This window comes from Segatella copri (assembly GCF_051861805.1).
In the GTDB taxonomy this organism is placed as follows: domain Bacteria; phylum Bacteroidota; class Bacteroidia; order Bacteroidales; family Bacteroidaceae; genus Prevotella; species Prevotella copri_M.
Window position 1 is genome coordinate 2603333 of sequence record NZ_CP146520.1, and the last position, 12829, is coordinate 2616161.

Below are 12829 nucleotides of genomic sequence, written 5' to 3' on the forward strand. Positions count from 1 at the left end.
GTGCGTATTTTTTATTGTCCACATACTTGCATTGAGCCTCCTGCGCCCAGGAAGGCGAGGATGGCACGGAGAACGACGTAGATAACGATGATGTCAACAAATTCATTCATAAGCTACCTATTAAAAAAGTAGAAGATGATGAAAAAAGAAACTTGGAAAATAGTGATTCAGATAACCATCAGCATCCTGACGGCCATCGCCACCTCGCTCGGCGTAACGAGCTGCATGTAGGCTACTACCGCTCCACCTTATAATATATATAGGTGGGGCGGTTTATTTTATTTCCGGTCATTAAGGTCACGGTCATTAAGGTCATTAAGGATTTCGGTTTTTCAAAAATCCCTCAACATCCCTCTATCTTATAAAATAAGGTTAAATCAAGTTCACCCTGCAAACAAAATCCATCCATATAAACACTTTTCTGAATATTTTTTTGTATTTTTGCAGATATATTGCGCTGATATGGAGTTGAGCATGGCTTATCCTCCTAGATTATAGGCGCATCATTATCAAATGATTTGAGCATGAAGAAGATATTATTCCTACACGGATTCTTCGCCACGACGGCAGAACTTATAATCGTTTCACGGAAATAGATAAATAATTATGGAGACATTTAATAACGTAATAAACAGTGGCCAGCTTGTTCTGGTCGATTTCTTTGCTACATGGTGCCAACCTTGCAAAGCGATGCACCCCATTCTGGAGCAGGTGAAGAGTGTATTGGGCGACCGCATCCGAATCATCAAGGTGGATGTAGATAAGTACGGCGTAACAGCAAGCCAATACCGCATCCAATCCGTGCCTACGCTGATGCTTTTCCGCAACGGAGAAGTATTGTGGCGCACAAGCGGTGTGGTAGATAAAGCCGAACTGCTGGCTACGCTTGATCCTTTCTTGAAATAATCTGATGGAAACAGAAAGAATTTTACTCCGCTATTGGCAGGAATCAGATGCAGAGGCGCTCTTCAAGTACGCCTCCGACCCTGACGTAGGACCACGTGCTGGATGGCCGACACATAAGTCTGTTGAGGAAAGTCGGGAGATAATCCGGACATTCTTCCATAATGACACGACATGGGCGATTGTGTTGAAAGAGACAGACGAGGCTATCGGCTGCATCGGCTACTACACCCATGAAACCAGCAACATCCCTATCGGAGGAAACGACTGCGAGGTGGGCTACTGGGTAGGAAAACCTTATTGGAACAAGGGAATCTGCACCGAAGCCTTGAAGCTGATGCTTGACTACTGCATCAACGAGAAGCATTTCGAAAACATCTGGGCAGACCATTTCACAGGCAATCCTGCATCAGGAAGAGTCATGGAGAAATGCGGTTTCGTCGATACAGGTATGTTGAATAAATGTAGCCAGCTCGTAGGTGGCGACAAGGATATGGTTAAAGTATTTAAGTACAAAGGATTAAAAAATGAGAAAGAAATCAAGAGCAATGGATAGTGAGTGGGCTTTGGAAGTAATGCACAAGGCTCCGTATATAACGGTCAGTTTTATTGACGAAGAAGGCAAGCCTTATGGTTTACCCCTGTCACTCGCATCAGATGATGATGTGAATTGGTATTTTCATGGTGCCTTGGAAGGCAAGAAGCTGGAGGCAATCAAGACTCATCCCGAGGTTTGCCTTTCAGCCGTAACCCGTTGTGCGCCTACGGTTGGTCCGAAGGACGGCAGTTTCACCCTGCAATTCAAATCAGCCATTGCATTCGGCAAGGCAGAAATCGTGACTGAGGATGCAGAGAAGATTCATGGTCTCCGACTAATCAGTGAACGTTTCCTTCCTCAACACATGGATGCTTTCGACGAGAGCATCGCCCGTTCCCTATCACGCACGGCTGTAATTCGCATCACACTTACTGAGCCACCAACCGGCAAGCGCAAGCAATATGATAAGGAAGGCGTGGAAATGAAATATGGCAGAATGGAATAAAGAGGCAATTGCTCCTTCTATGTTGCATTATAAAACAAAGAATTTATGACTTCACTTCAAGAAAGACTGTTCGCCATGCAGGATAACTACCACACTTAGCAATATTTGTGGTACTTTTGTACGGAAATCAAGCGAATAATTATGAAACAAGATACTTCTACATATTACGTTTGGATAGGTGGTTCATGTGATTATGGCCATAAAGAGCGAGCTGGTGGTGCTGCCGTTGTGATCGAGCATAACGGCAATATCATCAGTCGTGATGTAATCAGCGATCTACACACCACAGAGTTCCGCATGATGCTAACCCTCATGATCAAGGTAATGCAGGAAATACCGGAAGGTTCCGACATTCTCTTCCTGACCAACGCTGCCTATATTCAGAACTTTGACAAGACTCCAACGGCTAAATCTGCCAATCCGGACTTGATCATTCAATGCATCGAGGAAAAGAAAAGGCACAACTCAGTCGGAGTCAAGATTGTGCAATACCACAAAAGCCCATTGCTGATAGAAACCCACGATAGGGCTACGGAAGCAACCTCTAGATTAAGAATAAGGTTAAATCATGTTAGCTCTGCAAACAAAATTCATTCATAAAATCACATTTCTGAATATTTTTTGTATTTTTGCAGATATATTGCGCTAATATGGGAGTTGAGCATGGCTTATCCTCCCAGATTATAGGCGCATCATTATCAAATGATTAGAGCATGAAACAGATAGAAACACTCGTCTTTGATTATGGAGGTGTCATCGTGAACATTGATGATGCCTCTGTTGTAAAAGCCATGGAGAGCCTGGGCGTTACGGCGTTCAAGCGACTAATCCATGTCCGCAAGATCAAGAGACTGATGCACCAATATATTAATGGTCTGGTGGCGGAAACAGAAACTTTGCAAGAGATGCTGAGCCTTTGCCGCAAAGGAACCACAACCGAGGATATAGAAAAAGTCCTGGAAGAGTTGTGTGGCAATCTGCCCGTGGAAAGACTGGAGGCATTGGTCAAGCTTCGGAAGCGGTACAAGGTCTATCTGCTCAGCAACATCAACGACACGCTTTGGCAGAAATCAGTCAGTCTGATGAAGCAGCTGGGATATTCCACAGACGAGCTGTTTGATGAAGTGTTCCTCTCATACGCCATGCGGAAGGAAAAACCATCCGTCGAAATCTATGAAGAGATGACGCAGCAGACTGGGTTGAATCCTGCCACCACCCTCTATTTCGATGACCGTGCCGAGAATGCCGAAGCAGGTAAGCGTTTCGGTTTTCAGAGCGTACTGGTAAAGACCAATCATCTGGAAGAGCATCAGAAATGGCAAGAAATTATCAAAAATTGATAATAATAAAATAAAGAACGAAGCTTATGAATTTTCCAGAAATATATTCAGCAACAGGCATGATGGAGCTGATTCAGAAGATCGGCTTCCTCCCTCTTCTTGATAGTGGCATTGAAGGCTTCTCTGCCGAAGACATCGTAGCGGAGGATTGCCGATATGTAACATTTTCTGAAGGCGGTTGGGACTGGCCGCTATGGAAATGGAAGGGCGAGATTGTGCAGGAAATGCCGTGTATGTACGGAAAGTTCTTCAACAAGAAAGCAGGATTCATCAGTCAGGAATGGTGGTCGGACTTCTGCAACTACAGAAGAAGCAAATACCCTCGTCCAGATGAAGAATCAATAGAAGGAGCCATTCTCAGTACGCTTCAATCTACTGGCAGTCTCATCACGAGAGAACTGCGGGCAGCCTGCGGTTTTACAGGAAAGGGAATGAGAAGCAAGTTTGACGGTTATCTCACCCGACTGGAAATGGCGACTTACATCGTGACCGAGGATTTCATCTACCCTCGTGACAAACACAATCATGAATATGGCTGGGGTTGGTCGCTGCTCAATACTCCCGAAGATCTCTATGGCAAAGAGGCTTGCCAATGCAACCGCACTCCCCAGGAATCTTATCAAAGAATTTTCGAGCATCTGAAAGAAATCCTGCCTGATGCTTCAGATAAACAGATCATTAAATTAATAGGATAAAAATGACTTCACTTCAAGAAAGACTGTTCGCCATGCAGGATAAGCAGTATGCTGCTTTCCAAGCCAAACTGACACCGGGAGTGCCTATGGAGAGTTTCATAGGCATTCGTGTTCCTGTGCTTCGCAAGTTTGCAAAAGAATTTACAAAGGAGACAGAATATCTTGAAATTCCAGCATCAGTAAGGAGCGATGAGTATTACGTAAAAATGATGGTAGCCTGGTTCTTCGCCACCGCCCTTGCCAAGCAATGGGACCAGGCGATTCCCTACATCGAGCAAAACCGCCTTGTTCCCTGGACGCACAACAAGACCATCCAGAAGGCCATCGAGAGCTACAGAATCACGCCCGAGCAGAAAGAATATCTGCGGACATTGAAGATAAATAATTATGACACAAGATACATCTACATATTACGTTTGGATAGGTGGCTCATGTGATTATGGCCATAAAGAGCGAGCTGGTGGTGCTGCCGTTGTGATTGAGCATAACGGCAACATCATCAGCCGTGATGTAATCAGCGACTTGCACACCACAGAGTTCCGAATGATGCTAACCCTCATGGTGAAGGTAATGCAGGAAATACCGGAAGGTTCCGACATACTCTTCCTGACCAACGCTGCCTATATTCAGAACTTTGACAAGACTCCAACGGCTAAATCAGCCAATCCAGACTTGATCATTCAATGCATCGAGGAAAAGAAAAGGCACAACTCAGTCGGGGTCAAGATTGTGCAATATCACAAAAGCCCATTGCTGATAGAAACCCACGATAGAGCTACGGCAGCAATGGCTAAGACAAGGAAGGAGTTTCATCAGAAAAATAAATACAAGCAATATAGAAGAGATGGAAAGCATATACCTGACGAGCCGCCCATCTCTTCTGTTCATTTTTAGTGTAGCCGTCTTACTACAACATATTGCAAAAACTATTTCAAACCTTGAGCGTTCTTGTAGTCCTCCATATCGGCAGGATTGTCAAACTCCAAGCCATTGCAATGATACTTCTGCCTTGTAGATGAACCTGAACGAGTAGCCTTATGCTTGCGCAAATACTCCAAAAGCGTCCAACCCATATCGGCATTCGTCTTACTATTTAATATCTTCTCATTAAACTCGTTAAAGTCTCCCTTTGATGGTTCTTTCTTCAGACTATTGTTGGTGCTAAAGTTCGCACTCACTACCTTGTAACTAATATCATCGAAAGCATTGTTGGTACATGCCATTACATTGCCATTATAGACTCTGAAACTCACGGCAAAATAGGCATTCATGATCTTTTTGTTGAGTTCACGACTTCTACTACCTGCAAACAAATTATACAAGATGCTGCTTCTGTCTTCACCAAAGATTTGTTTGAATATTAAGTGTTAAGCTTTTCGAAAACTGTTAAACATTGAAACCTCTCAGGTCGAGTCCGTCTGAACGATATAATAGCTTCTTAAAACTGAATAACTGAATACTGAACACCTTTCCGCCTTGCTTTCCGTCAGCTCCATCGGCATTTGCTCCCTTCGGAGGAATTTTCTCGATGTAATATTACGGGTGCAAAGGTACGAAAATATTTTTATATTTACCTAGTACGTACTATGTACGCGTACTAGTACTATCTTTTCCCTGATGCAGCCATGACACCCAGGGCGCAAGATGCCTAAGAGGGTGTTCAGTATTCAGTATTCAGTTTTTTTCGCGATAGTTACCCTTTCTATGGTTATAGATTGTAAGCAATTATTTTATATTATATATTATATATATAATATACTATCTATACAGACGGTGGTAACAAGAGCGAAAAAAACTGAATACTGAATACTGAACACGTTTCCCTGTAATCGGGTATTACTTTGTAATATGCTGATTTATATGGCAAAACATAGTTTTCGATACCACAAAAACATAGAGATGCGCCCCATAGAACATAGAGCTTGTTTTTAACGAAGTTTCAAATCGTAAGTATTTTGCTGAAAATCGCTCCTTATCACATGCCAAAATTTGGTAGATACAGAAATTCTTCGTATCTTTGCACCAGCAATCGAAGGAACAGCCTATCGTGCCGAAAACCGGTCATCTATGAAGACCGGAGCGGGGCTTAAATGATGACAGGCGCCGGTCATCAATGAAGACCCAAAATCGGGGCAGAACGGGGGCTTCCGGGTAGTTGTGATTTCTAGACACCGACCTGGTGAAGACCGAGAAGCAGAATGCGTTCGCCATCTCGCAGTACACCGATGTGATGACCATCGAGAAATTTGCCAAGCACATCACTTCTCACGGCAGCGTATATTCCTGAGCCTACGCTGATGCTTTTCCGAAACGGAGAAGTATTGTGGCGCACAAGCGGTGTGGTAGATAAAGCCGAACTGCTGGCTACGCTTGATCCTTTCTTGAAATAAAAATGAGAATGGAATAACGAACATAAAAACATGTTGATTATGAAGAAGATAAAGTTAAGCAATGGCGTGGAAATTCCACAACTGGGTTATGGTGTTTATCAGGTGGAACCTGATGAGTGTGAGCGTTGCGTGCTGGATGCTCTCAGCGTGGGCTATCGAATGATAGATACGGCACAGGCTTATCTCAACGAGGAAGCCGTGGGCAACGCATGGAAGAAGAGCGGCGTGAATCGTGATGAGATTTTCCTCGTTTCCAAGGTCTGGCATTCAAACTATGGCGAGGGACAGACCATGAAGAGCATCGACGAGAGTCTGCGCAAACTGCAGACCGACTACATCGACCTGATGCTCCTCCACCAGCCTTACTGCGACCGCTACGGTGCCTATCGCGACTTGGAGAAAGCTTACAAGGCAGGAAGCAACTTTGCATTAGGTTTTCTTATCGGATTATCCTCTATCGAAAAATATTCAAATTGCTTTCGGTTAACCATTACACCCAGAAAGGGCGTGAAAGTCATAGTCGTTTCAAAAGGAATATAAACTCTGATTTTACGACTAAGCCCTGTGCTTTCTTGCCAAAAACATGAAATATCAAAAAAGGGAGGGTAAAAGTAAGGCTTGTCTTTTCTTGGAATAATCATAAATTGATCATATTTGGTTGATTACAAAACTCATAGTTCTCAGTAACAATCGAGGCATTGGAAAACAACACAGTGCTGCATTCGCTCATCCCATAGGCATTATGAATGTGCCCGAAGAGATGAGCCTCCGGCTTGATGCGTTTAACTGCATCTAGCAAAGTTCTGTTGCCATAATTCAAACCTGCACTTTCATCCATAATGAGATAGGGTGGCTGATGAGTGATAAGCACGTCGGTATTGGAAGGAATGTTCTCCAACATTTTAGTATAGTTACCACTTATATCATCTTCAACGAACATCGGGATGCCGAAGAACTTTATGCCTTCTATCGTTACACCGGTACCATAAAGATAATGGCAGTTTTCGGGCAGACCATTGATATCGGCTCCGAAAAGACAGTCGTCATGGTTTCCTGCTATGAAAACTTTGTGTTTGTATGGCAAGGCACAGAACCATTCCATAAAGTCGATAACTTCGGCTTCAGTTCCTGCCATCGTGAAGTCACCGGAATGGACTATCACGTCAGCTGCAGGAAGATCCTGCAGCTGACGATGATGGCTGTGAGTGTCGGAAATATGAAGTATCTTCATTTATTTTCGGAAGAGGAAATTCCATCTATTATTTTCTTAGAGATGTCTTCTCCTTTTTCTAAGTCAAAACAATAAAACTCTGTTTCAGCGCCTTTTGACTCAATTTTTTTATGGATATTTGTGATAGTTCCATTGTCATGGCTTTTTACTATCATGATAAAAAAGGTTAGGCAAGTAGGCTCATTACTCAACTTGCAGAAGTCTTTGGCGAAGGCAGACTCTTCTGGGTTTAGAGCCTTGAACTCGATAAGAGCAATTCTGTCGAATTTATCATTGTGGATACTGAGGTCTATCATGGCTGACTGTCCCGTTTTTTCTTTTCCATCAGCTTTGTATGGGACAACTTTTATATGCTCTTTACTAAAAACATATTTTTCTTCAGTTGGGGTTTCCACAGAATAATATGCATTCCACTGATTAGCTTCACAATACTTGTTGAATTGCTCAACAAATATAAATCTCAACTCTTGCTCGCTGATGCGAGTTTCACTATCACGATATTGCTCACTGTATTTGGGGAAGATAATTCTTGATTGTGATTCACAAAAATCTTTATGATTTCCATCCCCTTCTCTTTGCGTATGATACACTTTTTTGATAACATCAAAAGTGTCTTTAATAATTTTTTCTATACGTTCTTTGTCTGTCATAATTATGAAGTTTATAATTCAGCCCCAGCCTCCTTATGGATGCAGATGACCTCCTTGGGTTTAACAATATCAATAACTTTCTTGATGCACTCTTTCGAAGCATGTCCTGAGGTGTGGATATCCACCACATTGGAAAACGCCTCTCGAAAGTCTCTGTAAGCAGGATTTTGCTTTACTTGCAATGGGTCTTTGTAATAACCAGCCCAAGCAGAATAGATGAGAAGAACCTCTGACGAAGATAATCCTTGACACATTTTCTTCACAAAATCCAAATGGCTAGCCCCTGTTACCAAGACAAAGCCTTTCTTTTGCATCTCACCGAGTTTTGGATCATCCTCCCCCACATACTTAAAGTGAAAAGCAAACAAGCCCTTTGAAGTTTTTGCTTCTCGATGTGTAAAGATTCGCATCGCTCTGCCCATCATTCCACCAGTGTAGTATAGTCCCTTACGAGCTTTGAGAGCTGCCGTTTTCACACTAGCCAATCTCTCAATATCCGTGGCAGAAGCCAAGACTATCACATACTTGAAAGCACTCATCACACAAGCCATACGTCTAGACACCTCACTTTCTTGAATACAAAGGTCTCCACGCTTCAGTGTAGTTCCTTCTGTGATAAGCAAGTCTATATTAGAAGCATATCTATGAAGCGTAGGATATAATCCTTTGCCAAGATAGCCATGGTCACGATAATCACCAGTATGCCATATGCGTTTTCCGTCAGCTTCGATAAGAAACATATAGGAGTCATAGATGCTATGGCTATTAAAAAAAGGAGTGATACGGATATCCCCTATCATAAAAGATTTTGGCCGAGTATGCGGTGCTGTACGCTCCCATATATGAAAATCTTTTATCTTCCTTATTTTCTGCTCATCATCTATCAATATCTTACTTTTTTCTTCCGAATCTTTCCATTCTTGCTCATGAGCTATTTTCAATAGTCCATATTTTGCAAGCATTAGTTCTTGACCTCCCACTCCTATATATTGAGGCACATCGCAAGGAATTAGGTCAAACAAGCCGACATGATCTTCATGGGCATGAGTATATACCACCGCTTGGTGCTGCTTAACATTTTGCGCAAAGATGTCACGCACCTGAGCTTCATCTTGCTCAGGTGTAGTAGGAACAGTACAACCAGGCAAGTTCTGACCGAAATCCACAAAGACACGAGAAGTCTTCGTGGATATTTCAGTAATACATCCACCTATTTGGTCTATTCCACGATGAATCGTAACTACAACATCGCTATCTTTTAGATATGTTTGAAATCTTGCCATCGTCATTCAATTTCATTGTGTTATTAGAAAAACGTATACTTAATTAGAAATATTGTCTTAAATCCATCTTTTTTATTTGATATTTATGTATATTCATTGGGATACAACTTCAACTAAGGTTACTAATCTCACAGAATCCTCATGCCAAGAGCCTATTCCCCACGTTACAGTTTTAAAGGACTTACTTACCAGATACAAACTTTCCATATCTGTCATTTGCAATTCATGGCCAGTTGGCTGGAAGACAAGAAAGAGTACACGAGCTATCTTACGCCCCCCACACAAGGATTCAAGCTTATCTTGCGTCATTTTGCAAACCAATTTATATGGCTTATTCCATAAATCAAACTCCTCACAATCAAAGGCTACAAGTTTGCCTTTTGCAAGAAAGAAGGACTCAAAGTCATCATTATCAATGCTTACCACCATACGGGTCTGATAAAACTCCCTCACCAGACCCTTTATTATTTCAATATTGCTTATCATTGATTTCACTTCAATACTCTTCGTATAATGACTCTCGTATTCTCCAATTTCAGCATCGGCTGAGACATATAGGTGGTAAACTCACAGCCGTGCTCCTTCATCCAATTCACCACCTCATTTCTAACCTCGTTGTCATAGCAGATGGTGAGACCTAAAGGAAGAGTTACTTGAAAATCTTTTGGTTCGATTTCCTTGCCTGTCACCATTGGGTTGCTAGGTTCAAGCCCAAGGCAGTATGCCACATAGCTGCCAGCCAATATTCCCTTGGAAGGCTCAGCACTGTATCCTAACTGTTCTTTTACTTTACCCATTACATCTCTCAATGTCATTAGGTCCTTAGCAATACCCAAGTTTGCAAATACCAGCAACTCCTCTTTTATTCGGGTTTCGATTTCAGGTGTCAGGGAATCGAATTTCTGCTTTGCACCAAACATAGTTTGGAATGTCAACGACTCGTTGAGTGTTCTCTGTTGCAGTTGCACCTTGCGTTTCTGTTCTTTGTTCATTGTTCATTATGTATTTTAAGTTCTACAATATCATAAGAAGCATCTTTTTCATGTGCTCCTTATATTTCTATAATACGATTATCCCAATGTAATAATTTTCAAAAAGCCTCTATTTCTGCACACTTTCGCAAGAAATGAGCAAGCATTTTACAAAGTTTAACTATAATGATTAGGGGGCGTTTTCCGGTCATTAAGGATTTCCGGTTATTCAAGATGTCTCCAAGTTGTCCCTCAATGCCTCTCTAGCTTATAAATAAGGTTAAATCAAGTTCGCCCTGCAAACAAAATCCATCCATATAATCACTTTTCTGAATATTTTTTGTATTTTTGCAGCATCTGGACATGGATGGAAATGAAAGTCTGGCACCATGAGACAATGCACAAGAAATTCAAACTAAAGAACGAAGCATATGAGTAATACAATGAATGGGATTTATTGGAAGGGCATGGAGAAATGCTGTTTCTCTGACACCGGAATGCTGAACAGATGCAGCCAGCTCGTAGGTGGCGACAAGGATATGGTTAAAGTGTTTAAGTACAAAGGATATAAAGAAAGTGTTTAAGTACAAATGATTAAAATAAATAAAAAAGAATATGAAGCATCAAGTAAAAGTGACCGTAATAGACAAGAAAATCTATCCGGAACTACAGGAGAAGTATTGCGCCGACCCTAAAGCAGGAATGTGTCCATGCTACAATGTTGGCGATGAGTTTATCTTTGAGCGTGACGAAGAGAACGACCATTTCTGGCATGGAGGAATGAATACGCTCATTAAAACATCTGCTGACCCGAACACAGTAGCTGGAGGTCCGAAAATGCCACATTGCTCTGAGGCATGGGATGCTATTTCACGATATATATACACCGGACTGCAAGGTGGTTCAATCATGAAGGGGTGGATGAAGCGTGAAAATGAAATGATATGCTGTTGTTCTGACGGAACGCGCCCCGTTATATTCAAAATTGAGCGTATAGACGAAGAGTAGTTGTTTTGCCATGACTCAGGACGCACCGACATATGATGTTTGGATAGGTGGCTCATGAGATTATGACCATAAGAACCTGCTATAACAGGACAATCCTTTCTGCAAGGCAAAGTATAAGCATTAGTAAAGAGCGACCTGAAGGCCGCTCTTTACTAAAAAAATCATTTAAATATCACATAAATATTGTATTCAACAAATCTTTATATTTGGGAATCCATTGTTCAGCCTTATAATCATAAAAATGATGATCAGCAACAATGGCGAAGGGAACTCCATGTTTATCAAGCTGCTGGGTCATGAATGATGCAAATTCAGTCTGTTCCTTTACACTGTAATTATCGTCTTTGTTATAAGCGCCAGGCATCCAAGCCCCCACCCAGGTGTAAATACCAGTTTTCTTTTGCCAATCAACTGCCACCTTGATGCTTTTCTTTATCTTTTGCTTTTCCTCTGCCGTGCCAGTAGTCCAGCATTTTTTGTCGTTTGACTTGCTGGGACCAGAAGCATAGAAATGCCATTCAGCCATCAGATAACCATTTCCCATCGAAGGAATCTTCAAATCTTTAAGACCTTCTGGATGAGACAGTTTCGGAGGTGCTATAAAGACGATTCGCTTAGGATTAGTCTTGCGAATAGCCGTAACACAATCCTCATAAAGGGAGTTGAGTTCCTCCACATCTTTTTTTACTTGATCCGAAGGCTCTACAATCAGATTAAACGAAACCATTGGTGAGAGATTCTTACATTTTTCTGCCATTCTCTTCCACCACTCTACTACTTTCTCATGCTCCCCAGTATTCGGATTCTCCTTGTAAGGCTTGGCTGAGAAGGCTATAATTGGAATCAGGTCATTCTGCATGCAGGTATTTATCTGCGAAAACAGTCTCTTGAAATCCTCATCTGTAAAATGATAATGATGCAAACGGAATCTTACATGCTTGATACCTTGCTGTGCAAATCTCTTTACTGCCGTCTCCGAATAGGCACCATATTTATTTTTCTCACTTCTTCCCCACCAATCAACATCGATTCCCTTCTTCAGCATCTGCTGATAATCGCGTGGGGCGATGGCAGAAGGTTGGGCGTTAACGATAAATGCTGTCAAAGTCAGCATCAGACTTATAAATAATCTTCTCATAATTCCATTATTTTATTTTACATTAATGTCGTACTCACAATATTTAGACCTCCAAAAGATACTGAAGTAAAAAATAAAGCTGTATTTTGGATAAATTTAAAGAACAAGATGTTAAATGTACTCCTCACGCCCATAGGGAGTAGTTACCAATGCCCCCTCTAGCTTATAAATAAGGTT

The 12829-nt window shown here is 41.8% G+C and carries 18 protein-coding genes and 1 pseudogene; 12 read left to right on the forward strand and 7 right to left on the reverse strand.

The features are described from left to right. Positions 1-135 precede the first annotated feature (135 nt). The 9 genes from V8Z93_RS10200 to V8Z93_RS10240 all read left to right on the forward strand — a co-directional run bounded on the left by V8Z93_RS10200 (position 136) and on the right by V8Z93_RS10240 (position 4875). Positions 136-231 (forward strand): smalltalk protein, encoded by a 96-nt coding sequence (locus V8Z93_RS10200; protein WP_439431429.1) that lies wholly within the window; start codon positions 136-138, stop codon positions 229-231. A 375-nt stretch (positions 232-606) separates the two neighbouring features. Then, positions 607-906, forward strand: coding sequence for a thioredoxin (gene trxA, locus V8Z93_RS10205; RefSeq protein WP_119228709.1), 300 nt, complete (start codon positions 607-609; stop codon positions 904-906). A 4-nt stretch (positions 907-910) separates the two neighbouring features. Beyond that, complete coding sequence (locus tag V8Z93_RS10210; protein WP_439431430.1) at positions 911-1459, forward strand: GNAT family N-acetyltransferase; 549 nt, start codon at positions 911-913, stop codon at positions 1457-1459. Then, positions 1431-1946 carry a pyridoxamine 5'-phosphate oxidase family protein gene (locus V8Z93_RS10215; protein ID WP_439431431.1) on the forward strand — a complete coding sequence of 172 codons (516 nt, stop codon included), beginning with the start codon at positions 1431-1433 and terminating at the stop codon, positions 1944-1946. Before V8Z93_RS10210 ends, V8Z93_RS10215 begins: the two co-directional genes overlap by 29 nt. 141 nt (positions 1947-2087) lie before the next feature. Further along, positions 2088-2546 carry a ribonuclease H gene (locus tag V8Z93_RS10220; protein WP_203040703.1) on the forward strand — a complete coding sequence of 153 codons (459 nt, stop codon included), beginning with the start codon at positions 2088-2090 and terminating at the stop codon, positions 2544-2546. A 113-nt stretch (positions 2547-2659) separates the two neighbouring features. Further along, positions 2660-3286 carry an HAD-IA family hydrolase gene (locus tag V8Z93_RS10225; protein WP_439431432.1) on the forward strand — a complete coding sequence of 209 codons (627 nt, stop codon included), beginning with the start codon at positions 2660-2662 and terminating at the stop codon, positions 3284-3286. Positions 3287-3312: 26 nt separating this feature from the next. Then, positions 3313-3981, forward strand: a complete 669-nt coding sequence (locus V8Z93_RS10230) for an AlkZ-related protein (RefSeq protein WP_439431433.1) — start codon at positions 3313-3315, stop codon at positions 3979-3981. A gap of 2 nt (positions 3982-3983) precedes the next feature. Then, positions 3984-4418: a hypothetical protein gene (locus V8Z93_RS10235; RefSeq protein WP_439431434.1), complete on the forward strand. Its 435-nt coding sequence runs from the start codon at positions 3984-3986 to the stop codon at positions 4416-4418. Continuing rightward, the gene (locus V8Z93_RS10240) at positions 4369-4875 is read left to right on the forward strand and encodes a ribonuclease H (RefSeq protein WP_439431435.1); all 507 of its coding nucleotides are present in this window, start codon (positions 4369-4371) and stop codon (positions 4873-4875) included. The genes V8Z93_RS10235 and V8Z93_RS10240 overlap by 50 nt, the downstream gene beginning before the upstream one ends. 32 nt (positions 4876-4907) lie before the next feature. Here V8Z93_RS10240 and V8Z93_RS10245 read toward each other — a convergent pair whose 3' ends face one another. Further along, positions 4908-5252, reverse strand: a complete 345-nt coding sequence (locus V8Z93_RS10245; RefSeq protein WP_439431436.1) for a hypothetical protein — start codon at positions 5250-5252, stop codon at positions 4908-4910. Between the two features lie 1158 nt (positions 5253-6410). On the opposite strand from V8Z93_RS10245, the pseudogene V8Z93_RS10250 reads away from it, so the two are divergent. Further along, positions 6411-6806: pseudogene (locus V8Z93_RS10250) on the forward strand (aldo/keto reductase); the annotation flags it as partial. Between the two features lie 202 nt (positions 6807-7008). Here V8Z93_RS10250 and V8Z93_RS10255 read toward each other — a convergent pair. The 5 genes from V8Z93_RS10255 to V8Z93_RS10275 form a co-directional block, all read right to left on the reverse strand. Next, positions 7009-7602 carry a metallophosphatase domain-containing protein gene (locus V8Z93_RS10255; protein ID WP_439431437.1) on the reverse strand — a complete coding sequence of 198 codons (594 nt, stop codon included), beginning with the start codon at positions 7600-7602 and terminating at the stop codon, positions 7009-7011. Continuing rightward, positions 7599-8252: a hypothetical protein gene (locus V8Z93_RS10260; RefSeq protein ID WP_439431438.1), complete on the reverse strand. Its 654-nt coding sequence runs from the start codon at positions 8250-8252 to the stop codon at positions 7599-7601. Before V8Z93_RS10260 ends, V8Z93_RS10255 begins: the two co-directional genes overlap by 4 nt. Positions 8253-8263: 11 nt before the next feature. Beyond that, on the reverse strand, positions 8264-9535 hold the full coding sequence (locus V8Z93_RS10265) for an MBL fold metallo-hydrolase (RefSeq protein ID WP_439431439.1): 1272 nt from the start codon (positions 9533-9535) through the stop codon (positions 8264-8266). Between the two features lie 93 nt (positions 9536-9628). Next, on the reverse strand, positions 9629-10021 hold the full coding sequence (locus tag V8Z93_RS10270; RefSeq protein ID WP_439431440.1) for a hypothetical protein: 393 nt from the start codon (positions 10019-10021) through the stop codon (positions 9629-9631). 5 nt (positions 10022-10026) lie between these two features. Then, positions 10027-10527, reverse strand: a complete 501-nt coding sequence (locus V8Z93_RS10275) for a hypothetical protein (RefSeq protein WP_439431441.1) — start codon at positions 10525-10527, stop codon at positions 10027-10029. 422 nt (positions 10528-10949) lie between these two features. On the opposite strand from V8Z93_RS10275, the gene V8Z93_RS10280 reads away from it, so the two are divergent. Both V8Z93_RS10280 and V8Z93_RS10285 read left to right on the forward strand, forming a co-directional pair. Then, positions 10950-11090 carry a hypothetical protein gene (locus V8Z93_RS10280; protein ID WP_439431442.1) on the forward strand — a complete coding sequence of 47 codons (141 nt, stop codon included), beginning with the start codon at positions 10950-10952 and terminating at the stop codon, positions 11088-11090. Between the two features lie 31 nt (positions 11091-11121). Then, complete coding sequence (locus V8Z93_RS10285; protein WP_439431443.1) at positions 11122-11514, forward strand: TIGR04076 family protein; 393 nt, start codon at positions 11122-11124, stop codon at positions 11512-11514. 172 nt (positions 11515-11686) lie between these two features. On the opposite strand, the gene V8Z93_RS10290 is transcribed toward V8Z93_RS10285, so the two are convergent. Then, positions 11687-12652, reverse strand: coding sequence for a glycoside hydrolase family 5 protein (locus V8Z93_RS10290; protein ID WP_439431444.1), 966 nt, complete (start codon positions 12650-12652; stop codon positions 11687-11689). Between the last annotated feature and the right edge of the window lie 177 nt (positions 12653-12829).

Bases quoted from the DNA above. Each gene is read 5' to 3' on its own strand.
- V8Z93_RS10290 (WP_439431444.1), bottom strand. From the start codon at position 12,652: ATGAGAAGATTATTTATAAGTCTGATGCTGACTTTGACAGCATTTATC.
- V8Z93_RS10240 (WP_439431435.1), top strand. From the start codon at position 4,369: ATGACACAAGATACATCTACATATTACGTTTGGATAGGTGGCTCATGT.
- V8Z93_RS10235 (WP_439431434.1), top strand. From the start codon at position 3,984: ATGACTTCACTTCAAGAAAGACTGTTCGCCATGCAGGATAAGCAGTAT.
- V8Z93_RS10280 (WP_439431442.1), top strand. From the start codon at position 10,950: ATGAATGGGATTTATTGGAAGGGCATGGAGAAATGCTGTTTCTCTGAC.
- V8Z93_RS10200 (WP_439431429.1), top strand. From the start codon at position 136: ATGATGAAAAAAGAAACTTGGAAAATAGTGATTCAGATAACCATCAGC.
- V8Z93_RS10285 (WP_439431443.1), top strand. From the start codon at position 11,122: ATGAAGCATCAAGTAAAAGTGACCGTAATAGACAAGAAAATCTATCCG.
- V8Z93_RS10225 (WP_439431432.1), top strand. From the start codon at position 2,660: ATGAAACAGATAGAAACACTCGTCTTTGATTATGGAGGTGTCATCGTG.
- V8Z93_RS10230 (WP_439431433.1), top strand. From the start codon at position 3,313: ATGAATTTTCCAGAAATATATTCAGCAACAGGCATGATGGAGCTGATT.
- V8Z93_RS10210 (WP_439431430.1), top strand. From the start codon at position 911: ATGGAAACAGAAAGAATTTTACTCCGCTATTGGCAGGAATCAGATGCA.
- V8Z93_RS10265 (WP_439431439.1), bottom strand. From the start codon at position 9,535: ATGGCAAGATTTCAAACATATCTAAAAGATAGCGATGTTGTAGTTACG.
- V8Z93_RS10220 (WP_203040703.1), top strand. From the start codon at position 2,088: ATGAAACAAGATACTTCTACATATTACGTTTGGATAGGTGGTTCATGT.
- V8Z93_RS10245 (WP_439431436.1), bottom strand. From the start codon at position 5,252: ATGAATGCCTATTTTGCCGTGAGTTTCAGAGTCTATAATGGCAATGTA.
- V8Z93_RS10255 (WP_439431437.1), bottom strand. From the start codon at position 7,602: ATGAAGATACTTCATATTTCCGACACTCACAGCCATCATCGTCAGCTG.
- V8Z93_RS10270 (WP_439431440.1), bottom strand. From the start codon at position 10,021: ATGATAAGCAATATTGAAATAATAAAGGGTCTGGTGAGGGAGTTTTAT.
- V8Z93_RS10215 (WP_439431431.1), top strand. From the start codon at position 1,431: ATGAGAAAGAAATCAAGAGCAATGGATAGTGAGTGGGCTTTGGAAGTA.
- V8Z93_RS10275 (WP_439431441.1), bottom strand. From the start codon at position 10,527: ATGAACAAAGAACAGAAACGCAAGGTGCAACTGCAACAGAGAACACTC.
- V8Z93_RS10260 (WP_439431438.1), bottom strand. From the start codon at position 8,252: ATGACAGACAAAGAACGTATAGAAAAAATTATTAAAGACACTTTTGAT.
- trxA (WP_119228709.1), top strand. From the start codon at position 607: ATGGAGACATTTAATAACGTAATAAACAGTGGCCAGCTTGTTCTGGTC.